The organism is Amycolatopsis sp. A133, assembly GCF_031082405.1.
GTDB lineage: Bacteria > Actinomycetota > Actinomycetes > Mycobacteriales > Pseudonocardiaceae > Amycolatopsis.
This window is the reverse complement of sequence record NZ_JAVHJU010000075.1, coordinates 1-14,666: the sequence shown is the minus strand read 5'-3', so window position 1 is coordinate 14,666 and position 14,666 is coordinate 1. Positions and strand designations below refer to the sequence as shown.

The following is a 14,666-nucleotide window of genomic DNA, read 5'->3' as shown; positions in this document are numbered from 1 at the left end:
GACCTTGCCCCAGGGGCAAGGTTGCAAGCTGGCCGCATGACCGATCACGAGACCCTGCGCGCGCTGGCCGACGAGGGCAACGAAACGGCCCTGGACCGGCTGGCCGACCTCGCGGACGCCCGCGGAGACGTCGAAGAGCTGAGCGAGCTGCTGGACGAAGGCTGCGAACGCGCCGGCGAACTGCTCACCCGGCGCGCGGTCGCGGCGGCCGACCTCCTGGAGCTGCAGCGGATCGCCGACGCCGGCCACGAACCGGCAGGCGAGGAGCTGGAGCGCCTCCTGTCCTCCCCTCGTGAGTGTTGAGGCGGGTTCTAACCCGCCTTGACACTCACGACGGCTCCCGCGCCAAGGCGAGGTAGGCCACCAGCGCCAGCACCGCGAACCCCGCCATGGTCGCGGCCATCGGCACCGCGGTCCCCGGGCCGCCCAGCCCGACCAGCGGGGTCGCCACCGCGCCGACCACGAACTGCAGGACCCCCAGCAACGCCGAAGCCGCTCCCGCCGAGCGCGCGTGCGACGCCAGCGCCAGCGAACTCGCGTTCGGCATCACCAGGCCGAGGCTCGACACCAGCAGGAACAGCGACACCAGCAGCACGGCCAGCGGAGCCCGGAAGAACACCGACACCAGCACCGAAGCGCCGCCGGCCACGCCGAGCAGCAGGCCGGACCGCAGCAGCGCCCGCTCGCGCACCCGGCCCACCAGGCGGCCGTTGAGCTGGCCCGCCAGCACGATCCCGATGCCGTTCACCCCGAACACCACGCTGTACGCCTGCGGGCTCAGCCCGTACACCCCCTGCAGCGCGAACGACGAGCCCGAGATGTAGGCGAACAAGGACGCGAACAGCAGCCCCGACGCCAGCGCGTACCCCGCGAACGAACGGTCCAGCGCCAGCCGCCCGTAGGTCCGCATCACCTGGCCGAGCCGCAGAGAAGACCGTGAAGCAGCGGGCTCCGGCAGGAAGAACACCACCACGGCCAGCAGCAGCGCGCCGAACGCCGTCAGCACGACGAACACCCCGCGCCAGGACGTCCAGTTCAGCAGCTGGCCGCCGATGAGCGGCGCCAGGATCGGGGCCAGCCCGCTGACCAGCATCAACGTCGAGAAGAACTTCGTCATCGCGGTCCCGGAGAACAGGTCCCGCACGGTGGCGCGCGCGATCACGATGCCCGCCGCGGCGCCGAGGGACTGCACGAAGCGCGCCGCGACCAGCAGCCACGCGTCCGGGCTCACCGCGCACAGCACCGAGCCCACGATGTACAGCACGAGCCCCGCGAGCAGCGGACGGCGACGGCCCACCGCGTCCGACAGCGGGCCGAGCACCAGCTGGCCCAGCGCGAGCCCGACGATGAACGCGCTGAGCGTCAGCTGCACCGTGCTGTCCGCCGCGTGCAGGTCGGCCGCCATCCGCGGCAGCGCGGGCAGGTACATGTCGATCGACAGGGGCCCGAACGCCGTCAGGCCGCCCAGGACGAGGACGAACTTCAGCTGCGCCCGCCGTCCCGGCGCGGTACGTTCCGCCGTGGTGGTCATCCGCTTCCTTTCGTTCCCTCGACGGGACCAGCGGGGAACGCGCCGGGCCTATTCCGGTTGTGATCGGTGACACCCCGTGGTCGACCGGGTGGTGAACCGAGACTGATCCGACCAATTTTGCGACCGATTCAGTGACGGATTGAGCGACGGCTCTGGATCGGCGGTCACGACTGCGATATACATCGGATGTCTGGTCGGTGTGGGTGAAGGGAATATCCGTGCAGCTTGTGCGCCTCGGGGAGCCGGGAAGTGAGCGTCCGTTCGTGCGGGCCGGCGACGGCACGACCTACGAGCTCGGCGGGCTGACCGCCGACGTCGACGGCGGCTTCCTCGCCGCGGACGGGATCGCGCGCGCGGCCGCCGCGCTCGCCGCCGGGGAACTGCCGGAGGCCGGGGTCGAGGGCCTGCGCGTCGGTTCGCCCATCGCCCAGCCCGGCAAGGTCGTCTGCATCGGCATGAACTACCGCCGCCACGCCGAAGAGACCGGCGCGACGCCGCCGACCGAGCCCGTCGTCTTCATGAAGGCGCCGGACGTCGTGGTCGGCCCGGCCGACGACGTCCTCATCCCGCGCGGCTCGGTCAGCACCGACTGGGAGGTCGAACTCGGCGTCGTCATCGGCAAGACCGCGCGCTACCTCGGCAGCGTCGACGAAGCCCTGGAGTACGTCGCCGGGTACGTCGTCTCGAACGACGTTTCCGAGCGGGCGCTGCAGTTCCGCACCGCCCAGTGGGACAAGGGCAAGTCGTGCGAGAACTTCAACCCGCTCGGCCCCGCGCTGATCCCGGCGGGCGAGGTGCCCGACCCGCAGGACCTCGGCCTGCGGCTGTGGGTCAACGGCGAGAAGAAGCAGGACTCGTCGACCAAGGACATGATCTTCGGCGTCGCCGAGATCGTCCACCACCTGAGCCAGGTGATGGTGCTGCGGCCCGGCGACCTGATCAACACCGGCACCCCCGAAGGGGTCGCGCTCGGGCAGCCCGACCCGAAGCCGTACCTGCGCGACGGGGATGTCATCGAGCTCGAAATCGACGGTCTCGGGCGGCAGCGCCAGACCGCGAGGCAGGCCTGACCATGGCGAAGATCATCGGCATGGAGGTCCTCGACGTCCGGTTCCCGACGTCGAGGGAGCTGGACGGCTCGGACGCGATGAACCCCGACCCGGACTACTCCGCCGCCTACGTCGTGCTGCACGCCGACGGCGGCCCGGACGGCTACGGCCTCGCGTTCACCATCGGCCGCGGCAACGACGTCCAGGCCGCCGCGATCCGCGCGCTCGCCCCGCACGTCGTCGGCCGGGAGGTCCCGGAGGACGCGGCCGGGCTCGGAGACCTGAGCCGCACGCTCGTCGGCGACTCGCAGTTCCGCTGGCTGGGCCCGGAAAAGGGGGTCGCGCACATGGCGGTCGGGGCGGTGGTCAACGCCGCGTGGGACCTCGCCGCGCGCCGCGCCGGCCTGCCGGTCTGGCAGTTCGCGGCGCGGATGACCCCCGAGGAGCTCGTCAGCCTCGTCGACTTCCGGTACCTCTCCGACGCCCTCACCGAAGCCGAAGCCCTCGACATCCTGCGTCGCGCGGAACCCGGCCGCGCGGAGCGCACGAAGCAGCTCGAAGCGAACGGCTACCGCGCCTACAGCACCTCGCCCGGCTGGCTCGGGTACGCGGACGCGAAGCTGGTGCGGCTGGCCGAACAGGCTGTCGCCGACGGCTTCGGGATGATCAAGCTCAAGGTCGGCGGCAACCTCGAGGACGACGTCCGCCGGATGAAGCTGGCGCGCGAGACCGTCGGCGACGACATCCGGATCGCCGTCGACGCCAACCAGCGCTGGGACGTCTCCGCCGCGGTCACCTGGATGACCGCGCTGGCGCCGTTCGACCCGTACTGGATCGAGGAGCCGACCTCCCCGGACGACATCCTCGGCCACGCGGCGATCGCGAAGGCCCTCGCGCCGATCAAGATCGCCACCGGCGAGCACGTCCAGAACCGGGTGGTGTTCAAGCAGCTGCTGCAGGCGAACGCGATTTCGGTGCTGCAGCTGGACGCCGCCCGCGTCGGCGGATTCAACGAAAACCTCGCGATCCTGCTGCTGGCCACGAAGTTCGGCGTCCCGGTGTGCCCGCACGCCGGCGGCGTCGGCCTCTGCGAGCTCGTCCGGCACCTGTCGATGTTCGACTTCGTGGCGGTGTCCGGCACCGACGCGGACCGGTCCATCGAGTGGGTCGACCACCTGCACGAGCACTTCACCGACCCGGCCGTCGTCGAGCACGGCCGGTACCTGGCCCCGACCGCACCCGGGTTCTCCGCGCGCATGCACGACGCCACGCTGCGCCGGTTCCGCTTCCCGGACGGTCCCGAGTGGACGGAGACCGCAAGTGAGTGAATTCGAGGGCCTGGTGGCCGCCGTCACCGGAGGCGCCTCGGGCATCGGCCAGGCCGTCGCGACCTTGCTGGCCGAACGCGGCGCGCAGGTGGCCGTGCTCGACCTGAAACCCGAGGACGACGGCTTCCGTTGCGACGTCTCTTCCGACGACGAAGTCCGAGAAGCGATCGACGCCGTCGTGGAGCGCTTCGGACGCCTCGACATCCTCGTCAACAACGCCGGGATCGGCGCGCAGGGCGACGTCACGGCCAACGACGACGACGAGTGGCACCGCGTGTTCGACGTCAACGTCGTCGGCATGGTCCGCCTCGCGCGCGCCGCGCTGCCGCACCTCAAGAAGTCGCCGTCCGCGGCGATCGTGAACACCTGCTCCATCGCGGCCTGGGCCGGCCTGCCCAACCGCGCGCTCTACTCGGCCACCAAGGGCGCGGTGCTCTCGCTGACCCTGGCCATGGCGACCGACCACCTGCCCGACCGCATCCGCGTCAACTGCGTGTGCCCGGGCACGGCGGACACCCCCTGGGTGGGCCGGCTGCTCGACGCCGCCGAAGACCCGGCGGCCGAACGCGCGGCCCTCGCGGCCCGCCAGCCGATGGGCCGGCTGGTCACCGCCGGCGAGGTCGCGAACGCGATCGCCTACCTCGCCAGTCCCCTCTCCGCCTCGACCACCGGCACGGCCCTCGCGGTCGACGGCGGCATGTACGGCCTGCGTCCTCGCGGCCCGGTGCACCACGACTAGAAGACTTGATTCCCCGCCGTCATCAAGGAGGATGCTGTGCGTACAAGGGTGATTCAGGTGGCCGCCACGGCCGCCGTCTGCGGCCTGGCCCTGGCCGCCTGCGGGTCCACCAAGGACAATGCCGCGGCACCCGCGGCGGGTGGCGGCGCCGGCGGCAAGGTCGGCGCGACGCTGCCCCTGCTGACCTCGCCGTTCTGGCAGGCCTACAACAACTACGTGCCGAAGATGGCCCAGCAAGAGGGCGTCGACGTCCTCCCGACGGTCAACGCCGACAGCGACCCCGCGAAGCTGATCACCGACATCGGCACCTTCCTCAACCAGGGCGTCAAGGGCCTGGTCGTGACGCCGCTGGACTCGGCCGCCATCGTCGCCGGGCTCAAGCAGGCGGAGAACAAGGGCGTGCCGGTCGTCGCCGTGGACGTCGCCCCCGAAAGCGGCAAGGTCGCCATGGTGGTGCGGGCCGACAACAAGGCCTACGGCACCAAGGCCTGCGACGCGATCGGCGCTAAGGTCAAGTCGGGCAAAGTCGTGCAGATCATGGGCGACCTGGCCTCGGTCAACGGCCGCGACCGCTCGGAAGCCTTCCGCGACTGCATGAAGCAGAAGTACCCCGGCGTGCAGGTGCTGGAGATCCCGGCCGAGTGGAAGGCCGACAAGGCGTCCTCCGGGCTGGACAGCATGCTGACCGCGAACCCGGACATCAAGGGCGTCTACATGCAGGCCGGCGGTGTCTACCTGGCCCCGACCGAGCAGGCCCTCAAGCGCAAGAACCTGTTCTTCCCGGTCGGGGACCCGAAGCACATCGTGCTCGTCTCCAACGACGGCATCCCGCAGGAGCTGGCCGCGATCCGCGCCGGCGAGCTCGACGCCACCGTGTCCCAGCCGGCCGACTCCTACGCGAAGTACGGCCTGTACTGGCTGAAGAAGGCCATGGCCGGCGAGACGTTCAAGGCCGGGCCGACCGACCACGGCAGCACCATCGTGGAGATCAGCCCCGGCATCCTCGAGGACCAGCTGCCCGCGCCCGTCATCACCAAGGACAACGTGGACGACAAGGCCCTCTGGGGGAACAACCTGTGACCGCGCTGCCCGCCGGCGAACCCGCCGCCGGAGTGGTCAGCGCCGTAGGTGTCGGAAAGCGCTACGGCCCGACCGTGGCGCTCCACGACGTCAGCCTCACCGTGCACCCCGGCGAGTCGCACGCGCTCGTCGGGCGCAACGGGGCCGGCAAGTCGACGCTCGTCTCCATCCTCACCGGCCTGTCCGCCACGGACACCGGGCACGTCGAGTTCGCCGGCGAGCCGGCCCCGCCCTTGTCCAGGCAAGAGGACTGGAAGGCCCGCGTCGCCTGCGTGTACCAGCACGCGATGGTCGTCCCGCAGCTCACCGTCGCCGAGAACCTGTTCCTCAACCGGCAGGCGGGCGGCGGCTTCGCGATCGGCTGGAAGTCGTTGCGGCGCAAGGCCCGTGAGCTGCTCGATTCGTGGGACGTCCACGTCGACGTCGACACCCCCGCGGGGGACCTTTCGGTCGAGGACCGGCAGTTCGTCGAGATCGCCCGCGCGCTGTCCTACGGCGCCCGGTTCATCGTCCTCGACGAGCCGACCGCGCAGCTGGACAAGCAGGCCATCGAGCGGCTCTTCGAGCGGATGCGCCAGATGCAGGCGGGCGGGGTGACGTTCCTGTTCATCTCGCACCACCTGCACGAGGTGTACGAGGTCTGCCAGGCCGTCACGGTCCTTCGCGACGCGAGGCACGTCCTCACCGCACCGGTCGCCGAAGTGGGCCGCGCGGAACTGGTCGACGCGATGACCGGCGAGCCGGGCGGCCTGTCGGTGCGTGACGCGGCCACGCGGGAATCGCTCGACGACGCCGCCGCCGAGATCCTGGCGGTCGACGGGCTCTCCGGCGACGGCTTCTCCGGTGTCTCCTTCCGCCTCCGCCGCGGTGAGGTGGTCGGGCTCGCGGGCAGCAACGCCAGCGGCAAGCACCAGGTCGCCGAGACGGTCTACGGCCTGCGGACCCCGTCGGCGGGCACGATCCACGTCGACGGCTCGCCGCTGCGGCCCGGCGACATCCCGGCGGCCATCCGGGCGGGCATCGGCTGCGTGCCGCGCGACCGGCACCACGAAGGCCTGGTGCTGGCGCACTCGATCGCCGACAACACGACGATGTCCATTTTGGACAAGCTGGGCCGCGGCGGGATCGCGTCCCCGGCGACGCGCTACGCGAAGGCGTCGCAGGCGCTCGAGGACTACGGCATCGTGGCCGCGGGTGCCGACCAGCCGGTGTCGGACCTGTCCGGTGGCAACCAGCAGAAGGTCGTGCTGGCGCGGGCGTTGCTGAGCGATCCGCGGGTGCTCGTGCTGATCAACCCGACCGCGGGGGTGGACGTGAAGTCGAAGGAGGCGCTGCTCGCGGTCGTCGACCGGGTGCGCGCCGAGGGCAAGGCGGTGCTGATCGTCAGCGACGAGCTCGACGACCTGCGCCTGAGCGACCGGGTCCTGGTGCTGCGCGCCGGGGCCGTGGTCGCCGAACACCAGGCCGGGTGGTCCGACGGCGACCTCGTGGCCGACATCGAAGGAGTCGAGCTTTCGTGACCGACGTGATGACTTCCCCGCAGACAAAGCTCCCCGCGCCACCGCGCCGCCGCAAAGCCGTTTGGCTGCGTGAACTCGCCTTGCTGCCCGCGCTGGTCGTGGTGTTCCTCATCGGCGGTCTGGTCGACGACACCTTCGTCGGCTGGAGCAACATCGTCAGCATCCTGACCGCGTCGGCCGCGCTGTCGCTGGTCGTGCTGGGCGAGTCGCTGGTGCTGATCACCGGCAAGTTCGACCTGTCGCTGGAATCCACGATGGGCCTGGCGCCGGCGCTCGGTGCGATGATCGTGATCCCGGCGGCGTCGGCGGGCTTCGGCGCCGAACTGCCCGCCGCGGTCGGGCTGCTGGTGATCCCGCTGTGCGGCGCGCTCGTCGGGTTCGTCAACGGCTTCCTGATCGTGAAGCTGAAGCTGAACGCCTTCATCGTCACCCTGGCCATGCTCACCGTGCTCCGCGGGGTGCAGGTCGGCTCGACCAAGGGCAAGACGCTGTTCAACCTGCCCGACTCGTTCACCAACCTGGCGACGACGACGTTCCTCGGGCTGCCGATGTCGGTGTGGCTGGCGGCGCTGCTGTTCGCGGTCGCCGGCTGGGTGCTGCGCTACCACCGCGTCGGCCGCGCGCTGTACGCGATCGGCGGCAACCGCGAAGCCGCGCGGGCGGCCGGGGTGCGCGTCGACCGGATCGCCTGGGCGGTGTTCGTCGTCGCCGGGATCCTGGCCGCGATCGGCGGGCTCGCCTACACCGGTTACGTCGGTGCACTGGGCGCGAACCAGGGCTCCGGGATGATCCTGCAGGTCTTCGCGGCGGCGGTGATCGGCGGCGTCTCGCTCGACGGCGGCAAGGGCACCCTGGTCGGCGCCCTCACCGGCGTCCTGCTGCTGTCGTCGGTGTCGAGCCTGCTCAACTACGCGCACGTCACCGCGGAGTGGCAGGGGGCGATCTACGGCGCCATCATCCTGGTCGCGCTGATCATCGCCCGGTACGCGGGCGGAAAGCCCCAAACCTGACCTGCACGCCGTGAAGATCCGACGTTCCGAGTCTGCCGCGGCTGGTCGTGAGTGGTAACGCGGGTTAGAACCCGCCTTGCCACTCACGACCGCGGAGAGGTGGGTGGGTGGTGCTACGAGGCTTCCGCGGCCGGCTCGGCGTCCGAGTCGGGCACGGGCACTGTCGGGTCGTCCGCGGTGCCCAGGGCGTTGCGCAGCCACTGCTCCACGCCCGCGACGTGCACGGTCGCCCACGACCGGGCCAGTTCCGGCTCGCGCGCGGCGATGGCCTCGTAGATCGCCGTGTGCTGTTCGCGGGTCTTCGCGACCGCGCCCTCCTGGGTGAGGCCGCGCCAGATCCGGGCGCGGGCGGTCGGCCCGGAGAGGCTGTCGAGCAGCGAGCAGAGCACGGGGTTGCCGGAGCCGTCGGCGATCTTGCGGTGGAACTGCAGGTCGTTGGCGACCAGCGCCTCGACGGTCGGGGCGTCCTCCAGCTCGCTGAGCAGCGTGCCCAGCTCCGCGATGTCCTCGTCGCTCATGTGCAGCGCGGCCAGCGCGGTCGCGGCGGGCTCGAGGATCCGGCGCACGGCCAGGAAGTCCAGCACGGTGTCGTCGCGGTGGAAGTCGACCACGAACGTCATGGCGTCGAGCAGCAGGTTGGGCTCGAGGCTGGTGACGTACGTGCCGTCGCCCTGGCGGACGTCGAGGACCCGGATCAGGCACAACGCCTTGACCGCCTCCCGCAGGGAACTGCGCGACAGCCCGAGCCGCTGGGCCAGCTCGGCCTCCTTCGGCAGCCGGTCGCCCGGCGCCAGCTCGCCGGAGATGATCATGTCCTTGATCTTGTCGATCGCGACATCGGTGACGGGCATCGTGTCCGCCCTTCCCTGCAACAGACCTCGGATGTTTCGTGGTACACCCCAGCGTGCCATGTCCCGGTGAAGGAGTGGTGATGACCCACCAACGCACCCCTCAAAGAGTGGCTCTGCACACCCGGCTCAAACCGGGCAAGGAAGCCGAGTACGAGTCCGTCCACGCCGTCATCCCGCCCGAACTGGACACCGCGCTGCGCGAAGCCGGTGTCCACTCCTGGCGGATCTGGCGTAACGGACTCGACCTCTTCCACGTCCTCGAAGTCGACGACTACCGGGCGATGCGGGCGGCGCTGCGGGACCACCCCGCCAACATCCCGTGGCAGGCCAGGATGGCCGGGCTGCTGGCCGTCGAAGACGACTACTCCGGCGACGACAGCGGCATCGGGCTGGTCTGGGAACTGCCGGTGAAGGAGTGACGGCGTTGGAACTCTCCCTGTCCCCGCTGGGGCTCGGCTGCGCGCAGCTGGGCAACCTCTACCACGCGATCAGCGACGAGACCGCCGAAGCGACCGTCCGGCGCGCGTGGGACGAGGGCGTCCGCTACTTCGACACCGCGCCCCACTACGGCCTGGGCCTGTCGGAGGCCCGGCTGGGCGCGGCGCTGCGCGCGTTCCCGCGGGAGGAGTACGTGCTCTCGACCAAGGTGGGCCGCGTGCTGGAGCCGAACCCGGACGGGGCCGGCGCCCGCGACGACCAGGGCTTCGCCGTCCCGGCCGCGTACAAGCGCCGGTGGGACTTCAGCCGAGACGGCGTCCTGCGGTCGCTCGAAGAGAGCCTGACCAGGCTGGGCCTCGACCGCGTCGACATCGTGTACGTCCACGACCCCGACGACCACTTCGAGGACGCGCTGCGCGGCGCCTTCCCGGCGCTGCGGGAACTGCGGGAGCAGGGCGTGATCGGCGCGTTCGGCGCCGGGATGAACCAGGCGCCGATGCTGGCCGAGTTCGTCCGCCGCACCGATCTGGACGTCCTGCTGGTGGCCGGCCGCTACACGCTGCTCGACCAGCCCGCGCTGGACGAGCTGTTCCCGCTGTGCGCTTCGCGGGACGTCCGCGTCGTGGCCGGGGGCGCGTTCAACGGCGGCATCCTGGCGACCGCTGAACCGGGCCGGGTCTACGACTACGCCGAAGCGCCGCCGGAACTGGTCGAGCGGGCCGGGCGGATCGCGCAGATCTGCGCGCGGCACGGCGTCGAGCTGCCGGAAGCCGCGCTCGCGTTGCCGATGGCGCACCCCGCCGTAGTCTCGGTGGTCGTCGGGGCGCACGATCCGGACCAGGTCGCCGTGAACGCGCGGCGGGCGCGGGCGGTCGTGCCGCTCGCCCTGTGGGCCGAGCTGATCGACGCGGGACTGCTGCGCGCCGACGTCGTCATCGCCGAAGGAGACTCATGATCGACGCGCACCACCACCTCTGGGACCCGTCCCGGCGCGAGTACCCGTGGATGGCGGGAGCGGCCCTGGACCCGATCCGCCGCCCGTACACCGTCGACGACCTGCGCGCGGTGACGAAGGCGGCGGGGGTGCACGCGACGATCCTGGTGCAGACGATCTCGTCGGCGGAGGAGACGGCGGAGTTCCTCGCGACCGCTGCGGCCGAGCCGGTGATCGCGGGCGTGGTCGGCTGGGTGGACCTCACGGCCACGGACGTCGCCGACCGGCTGGCCGCGCTCGACGGCCCGTTGGTGGGCATCCGGCACCAGGTGGAGACCGAACCGGACGACGACTGGCTGCTGCGTCCCGAGGTGATGGCCGGGCTGAGCACCGTCGCGGCGGCGGGCTTGGCGTTCGACCTGCTGATCCGTCCCGCCCAGCTGCCCGCGGCGACCGAGGTGGCGTTGCGCCTGCCCCACCTGCGCCTGGTCCTCGACCACGCGGCGAAGCCCCCGATCGCGGCGGGGGAGTGGGAGCCGTGGGCGTCCGGCGTGGCCGCGCTGGCGGCGCGCGAGAACGTGGTGTGCAAGCTGTCCGGGCTGGTCACCGAGGCGAACTGGTCCGGGTGGGAGGTCGGGCACCTGCGCCGGTACGTCGACCACGTGCTCGAGGTGTTCGGCCCGGCGCGCCTGCTGTTCGGCTCGGACTGGCCGGTCTGCGAACTGGCGGCGTCCTACGAGCTGGTCGTGGACGCGGCGATCGCCCTGACCGGCTCGCTGTCGGACGCGGAACGCCTGGCGGTCTTCGAGCACAACGCCCGCGCGACCTACCGGCTGGATGCGGGCGAGGCCACCTCTCCCCGGGGGTAGAAGAGGTCTCCCCGCCCGCCGGTCAGAACTCGTCGTCGCGGATCATGCCGCGCAGCCGGGTCAGGGCGCGGTGCTGCGTCACGCGGACGTTGCCCGGGGAGATCCCGAGCGCTTCGGCGGTTTCGGTCGCCGAGAAGCCGACCGCGATGCGCAGGGTCAGGATCTCCTGCTGCACCCGGGGGAGGGTGGCGAGCAGCCGGCCGAGGCGGGCGCCGAGGTCGAGGTGCAGTGCGTGGGACTCGGGCTCGTTGCCGGCGACCAGCGGGCGCTCCGGCAGCTCGGGGACGGGCTCGGAGCGGTCGCGGGCGACGGCGCGGTAGGCGTCGGCGACCTTGTTGGCCGCGATCGCGTGCACCAGGTACAGGAAGGACCCGCCGCGGTCCTGGTAGTCGGGCAGCGCCTTGAGCACGGCGAGGCAGACTTCCTGGGCGACGTCGTCGGCCGACAGGTAGGAGAGGTCGCGGCCGCCCATCCGGGCCCGGCAGTAGCGGACCACCACCGGCTCGATCATCTGCAGCAGCGAGTGGATCGCCGCCGGGTTGCCCTCGCCCGCGTCCTTCACGAGGGGGTCGAGGTCCTCCTTGGTGAGCCGTCCGCCCGGGCGGGGCAATGACTCGGGAGTGCGATAATCGCGAAGCGCGGAAGCGGTTACTTCGGTGGTCCTCGGCGGTGCTGTCATGGTCGTCTCCCCGGCCGACCCTCGACCGTCGCTGCCGGGGGTTCAACACTCCGTAACTGATCCATCGCAGATGCTCCGGTTGATCGAGGCGGATCTGCGGTCCGTGCGACGCAGGGTAATCGTAAGCACCTCCGGGCGGGTCAGTCCAGATTTCAACGACCAATACCCCGTTAGTAGTAGGGACCGTGATGTTCCCGCGACCCGCCCGCGCACATTGCGATTAATCGGTTTCAGGATGTGCCGAGCTCACTCGTCAGTGGAAGACGAACACGGAAGCGGCAGTCACCGTCACGGCCAGCGACGCGATCGCGGGCAGTGCACGGCCGGGCGGGGGCGGTTCGGCGGCCCGCAAGGCCCGTTCGCGGTGCATCCCGAAGGCCGCGAGCAGGGCGGATGTCCCGGCGGCCAGCACCGCGGGGACCAGCGCGGTACCCCAATGGCGCTGGGCCGCCGAGTGCAGGAGCAGTACCGTGCAGGCGGCGGACGCCAGTGCGGTCCGCCGCCACGCGAGCCCCGTGCGCTCGGCCTGAGCGCCGGCGGGGGTGGTCACGGCCGGATCTCGAGCGGTGTGACGGTAATTTTGACGACACGATAATCGCGAACCGCCGGTATTCGCGGCTCGAGGCGTCGCCCACGGGGGTGGGATCCGCCGCCCGGCCGCGACGGACCCGTGGTCGAGGCGGTTTTTCCGGCCGTCACTGTCCGCTGAACTCCGGTGTCACTCACGAGAGCGCCAGCAACACGGCCGCGGCGACGATGAGCACCAGCAGCCCGCCGGTCAGCACCACGATCGTCCAGCTCCGCGGCAGCGGCTCCCCGGCTCGCATCGCGATCTGCACGCGCCGCCACCGCGGGTACGCCGTCGCGGCGAGGACCGCGGCCAGCAGGACGCACAGCCCGGCGAGCACCGCGCTCGCCGCGGCCGGCGACGGCACCAGCTGGTGCACGGCCACGCCGCCCGCGAGCAGGCCCAGTGCCGTGCGGAGCCAGGCGAGGAAGGTGCGTTCGTTGGCCAGCGTGAAGCGGTAGTCCGGTTCGGTGCCGCCCGCGTGGGGCTTGATGTCGTCCGACGCCACGTCCGCAGACGCTAGCCGGTGTGCGCGGCCCTGGCCGGTCCGGTTTCGGTCTGGTGCGCGAAGACCCACCAGCGCAGCACGGCGAACCGCACGAACCCGCCGACCAGGCTGGCCAGCAGCAGCGTGCCGGTTTCTTCCCACGACGTCGGCCGGTCGACGACGGCGTCGAGGACGGCCAGCACGGCCGAGCCGTAGCCGGCGTAGAAGGCGAAGGTGAGCAGGTCCTGCAGGTGCCGCTTCCCGGCGTTGCTGCGTCGCCCCGCGAAGGTGACGCGGCGGTGGAACTCGGTGTTCCCGACCGTGGTGAGGGCGATCGCGACCAGGTTCGCCACCTGGGCGCCGAGCTGGTCGTGCAGCAGGAGGAACAGGACGGCCTGCAGGCCGGTCGTCACCACGCCGGCCACGACGTACCACGCCGCGTGGGTGCCGAGTTCGTGGTGGCGGTCCGGATCGGCGGCGAGCAGCCGGTGCTCCGGTGCGCACCTGGTGGTGGCCATGATCTCAACCTAGCTGACATTCACAAACTTGTGAATGTGTTAAACGGGTTGAAGAAATGTGATTCCGGCGACACCCCGGGGTTTCGCTGCCCCGTCGCCCGGGGTAGGTCACCGGAGACGACACTTTCCGAACTTTCCGACGCCAGGAGACAGCCAGTGAGTGACCGTGACTCGGCCGAATCGCAGAGCCTGAGCCCCAGCGAGGCGCTGGACGAGGACGAGCTGCGCGTGGATTCGCTCGAGGAGGGCATCGAGCCGCCCGAGCACTGGAGTGCCGCGAACCGCTACGGCACCACGCCCCGGGAGGTCCGCGAAGGCGAGCCGATGGACCTGCGCCTGGCCGAAGAGGTGCCCGACGCGGAGCCGGAGCCGGTTCCCGAGCGCCCGCTCGCGGCGACGTCGGCGGTAGAGCTCGACGAGACGATCGAAGACGCGCCGGCGGACTTCGAGCCGGTGGTCCCGGAGGACACCGTGCCGCGCCGCCACTCCAACCAGGGCCGCCGGGAGACGACGGACTACGCCGGCGAATCGGTGGCGGACGCCATTCGCGCGGCCCGGCAGGGCTGATCCGCTCAGACTGCACGCCCGTTCGGCCGCCCCTAGCGTGGGGCGGCACCGGACCGCGACGAAGGGAAGGCCGAAGATGCTGACCGTGACCGAAGCCGCCGCCGAGGCGATCACCGCACTGACGAGCCAGGGAGCCGACGCCGGGTTGCGCCTGGCCGTCCAGAACGCCGACGGCGAGAGCGCCCAGCTGGCGCTGTCGGTGGCCCCCGAGCCGGCCGAGGGCGACAGCGTGCTGGGAGCGGAGGAGGGCCCGAAGGTGTTCCTCGAGCCCCAGGCGGCGGCGCTGCTGGAGGACAAGGTCCTGGACGTCCAGGAGGACGAAGCGGGCGGCGTGGCGTTCGCCGTGCTGCCCCAGCACACAAGCTGACCACTTCGGATGGCCCAGGCGTCAAGCGCCCCAATGTGGCGTTGGTTGCGTCCAACGCACCGAACGCCACATTGGGGTTGTTTCATCGTGGTTTGTGCTGGTCAGGCTGTGGTGATGGAGGGTGGTATCGC

The 14,666-nt window shown here is 71.3% G+C and carries 18 protein-coding genes; 12 read left to right on the top strand and 6 right to left on the bottom strand.

Annotation, left to right across the window (positions count from 1 at the left end; translation table 11 throughout):
* Nucleotides 1–36: 36 nt before the first annotated feature.
* Complete coding sequence (locus tag Q5425_RS43370; RefSeq protein WP_308678277.1) at nucleotides 37–303, top strand: hypothetical protein; 267 nt, start codon at nucleotides 37–39, stop codon at nucleotides 301–303.
* A 25-nt stretch (nucleotides 304–328) separates the two neighbouring features.
* Here Q5425_RS43370 and Q5425_RS43365 read toward each other — a convergent pair whose 3' ends face one another.
* Nucleotides 329–1,531 (bottom strand): multidrug effflux MFS transporter, encoded by a 1,203-nt coding sequence (locus Q5425_RS43365; protein WP_308678276.1) that lies wholly within the window; start codon nucleotides 1,529–1,531, stop codon nucleotides 329–331.
* Nucleotides 1,532–1,749: 218 nt separating this feature from the next.
* Between Q5425_RS43365 and Q5425_RS43360 the strand changes: the two genes are divergently transcribed.
* Genes Q5425_RS43360 through Q5425_RS43335 form a run of 6 tightly spaced genes read left to right on the top strand, consistent with a single transcriptional unit; the run spans nucleotide 1,750 to nucleotide 8,257 of the window.
* Nucleotides 1,750–2,601: a fumarylacetoacetate hydrolase family protein gene (locus tag Q5425_RS43360; RefSeq protein WP_308678275.1), complete on the top strand. Its 852-nt coding sequence runs from the start codon at nucleotides 1,750–1,752 to the stop codon at nucleotides 2,599–2,601.
* A gap of 2 nt (nucleotides 2,602–2,603) precedes the next feature.
* Nucleotides 2,604–3,908, top strand: coding sequence for an enolase C-terminal domain-like protein (locus Q5425_RS43355; RefSeq protein ID WP_308678274.1), 1,305 nt, complete (start codon nucleotides 2,604–2,606; stop codon nucleotides 3,906–3,908).
* Nucleotides 3,901–4,647, top strand: a complete 747-nt coding sequence (locus Q5425_RS43350) for an SDR family oxidoreductase (RefSeq protein WP_308678273.1) — start codon at nucleotides 3,901–3,903, stop codon at nucleotides 4,645–4,647. The genes Q5425_RS43355 and Q5425_RS43350 overlap by 8 nt, the downstream gene beginning before the upstream one ends.
* A gap of 48 nt (nucleotides 4,648–4,695) precedes the next feature.
* The gene (locus tag Q5425_RS43345) at nucleotides 4,696–5,727 is read left to right on the top strand and encodes a sugar ABC transporter substrate-binding protein (protein ID WP_308678350.1); all 1,032 of its coding nucleotides are present in this window, start codon (nucleotides 4,696–4,698) and stop codon (nucleotides 5,725–5,727) included.
* A complete protein-coding gene (locus Q5425_RS43340; protein WP_308678272.1) occupies nucleotides 5,724–7,247 on the top strand; it encodes a sugar ABC transporter ATP-binding protein in 1,524 nt (507 codons plus the stop codon). Before Q5425_RS43345 ends, Q5425_RS43340 begins: the two co-directional genes overlap by 4 nt.
* Nucleotides 7,244–8,257 (top strand): ABC transporter permease, encoded by a 1,014-nt coding sequence (locus Q5425_RS43335; protein ID WP_308678271.1) that lies wholly within the window; start codon nucleotides 7,244–7,246, stop codon nucleotides 8,255–8,257. Before Q5425_RS43340 ends, Q5425_RS43335 begins: the two co-directional genes overlap by 4 nt.
* 113 nt (nucleotides 8,258–8,370) lie before the next feature.
* Here the strand turns inward: Q5425_RS43335 and Q5425_RS43330 are convergent, their stop codons facing one another.
* On the bottom strand, nucleotides 8,371–9,108 hold the full coding sequence (locus Q5425_RS43330) for a FadR/GntR family transcriptional regulator (protein WP_308678270.1): 738 nt from the start codon (nucleotides 9,106–9,108) through the stop codon (nucleotides 8,371–8,373).
* Between the two features lie 80 nt (nucleotides 9,109–9,188).
* Here Q5425_RS43330 and Q5425_RS43325 point away from each other — a divergent pair, with 80 nt between their 5' ends.
* Genes Q5425_RS43325 through Q5425_RS43315 form a run of 3 tightly spaced genes read left to right on the top strand, consistent with a single transcriptional unit; the run spans nucleotide 9,189 to nucleotide 11,349 of the window.
* A complete protein-coding gene (locus Q5425_RS43325; protein ID WP_308678269.1) occupies nucleotides 9,189–9,527 on the top strand; it encodes an L-rhamnose mutarotase in 339 nt (112 codons plus the stop codon).
* Between the two features lie 5 nt (nucleotides 9,528–9,532).
* Nucleotides 9,533–10,501, top strand: coding sequence for an aldo/keto reductase (locus tag Q5425_RS43320; protein ID WP_308678268.1), 969 nt, complete (start codon nucleotides 9,533–9,535; stop codon nucleotides 10,499–10,501).
* Nucleotides 10,498–11,349, top strand: coding sequence for an amidohydrolase family protein (locus Q5425_RS43315; protein ID WP_308678267.1), 852 nt, complete (start codon nucleotides 10,498–10,500; stop codon nucleotides 11,347–11,349). Before Q5425_RS43320 ends, Q5425_RS43315 begins: the two co-directional genes overlap by 4 nt.
* Before the next feature lie 22 nt (nucleotides 11,350–11,371).
* Here the strand turns inward: Q5425_RS43315 and shbA are convergent, their stop codons facing one another.
* The 4 genes from shbA to Q5425_RS43295 all read right to left on the bottom strand — a co-directional run bounded on the left by shbA (nucleotide 11,372) and on the right by Q5425_RS43295 (nucleotide 13,601).
* A complete protein-coding gene (gene shbA / locus Q5425_RS43310) occupies nucleotides 11,372–11,959 on the bottom strand; it encodes an RNA polymerase sigma factor ShbA (protein WP_308678266.1) in 588 nt (195 codons plus the stop codon).
* A 322-nt stretch (nucleotides 11,960–12,281) separates the two neighbouring features.
* The gene (locus tag Q5425_RS43305; RefSeq protein WP_308678265.1) at nucleotides 12,282–12,578 is read right to left on the bottom strand and encodes a DUF202 domain-containing protein; all 297 of its coding nucleotides are present in this window, start codon (nucleotides 12,576–12,578) and stop codon (nucleotides 12,282–12,284) included.
* 172 nt (nucleotides 12,579–12,750) lie between these two features.
* Nucleotides 12,751–13,104, bottom strand: coding sequence for a DUF202 domain-containing protein (locus tag Q5425_RS43300; RefSeq protein WP_308678264.1), 354 nt, complete (start codon nucleotides 13,102–13,104; stop codon nucleotides 12,751–12,753).
* Nucleotides 13,105–13,115: 11 nt separating this feature from the next.
* Nucleotides 13,116–13,601 carry a GtrA family protein gene (locus tag Q5425_RS43295; protein ID WP_308678263.1) on the bottom strand — a complete coding sequence of 162 codons (486 nt, stop codon included), beginning with the start codon at nucleotides 13,599–13,601 and terminating at the stop codon, nucleotides 13,116–13,118.
* A gap of 156 nt (nucleotides 13,602–13,757) precedes the next feature.
* Between Q5425_RS43295 and Q5425_RS43290 the strand changes: the two genes are divergently transcribed.
* Nucleotides 13,758–14,168 carry a hypothetical protein gene (locus Q5425_RS43290; protein ID WP_308678262.1) on the top strand — a complete coding sequence of 137 codons (411 nt, stop codon included), beginning with the start codon at nucleotides 13,758–13,760 and terminating at the stop codon, nucleotides 14,166–14,168.
* A gap of 76 nt (nucleotides 14,169–14,244) precedes the next feature.
* Nucleotides 14,245–14,535: an iron-sulfur cluster biosynthesis family protein gene (locus Q5425_RS43285; protein ID WP_308678261.1), complete on the top strand. Its 291-nt coding sequence runs from the start codon at nucleotides 14,245–14,247 to the stop codon at nucleotides 14,533–14,535.
* The last annotated feature ends 131 nt before the right edge of the window (nucleotides 14,536–14,666 follow it).

Excerpts from the sequence above, each read along its gene's own strand:
- Q5425_RS43295 (WP_308678263.1), bottom strand. The coding sequence starts at position 13,601 with ATGGCCACCACCAGGTGCGCACCGGAGCACCGGCTGCTCGCCGCCGAT.
- Q5425_RS43325 (WP_308678269.1), top strand. The coding sequence starts at position 9,189 with ATGACCCACCAACGCACCCCTCAAAGAGTGGCTCTGCACACCCGGCTC.
- Q5425_RS43315 (WP_308678267.1), top strand. The coding sequence starts at position 10,498 with ATGATCGACGCGCACCACCACCTCTGGGACCCGTCCCGGCGCGAGTAC.
- Q5425_RS43330 (WP_308678270.1), bottom strand. The coding sequence starts at position 9,108 with ATGCCCGTCACCGATGTCGCGATCGACAAGATCAAGGACATGATCATC.
- Q5425_RS43285 (WP_308678261.1), top strand. The coding sequence starts at position 14,245 with ATGCTGACCGTGACCGAAGCCGCCGCCGAGGCGATCACCGCACTGACG.
- Q5425_RS43370 (WP_308678277.1), top strand. The coding sequence starts at position 37 with ATGACCGATCACGAGACCCTGCGCGCGCTGGCCGACGAGGGCAACGAA.
- Q5425_RS43365 (WP_308678276.1), bottom strand. The coding sequence starts at position 1,531 with ATGACCACCACGGCGGAACGTACCGCGCCGGGACGGCGGGCGCAGCTG.
- Q5425_RS43355 (WP_308678274.1), top strand. The coding sequence starts at position 2,604 with ATGGCGAAGATCATCGGCATGGAGGTCCTCGACGTCCGGTTCCCGACG.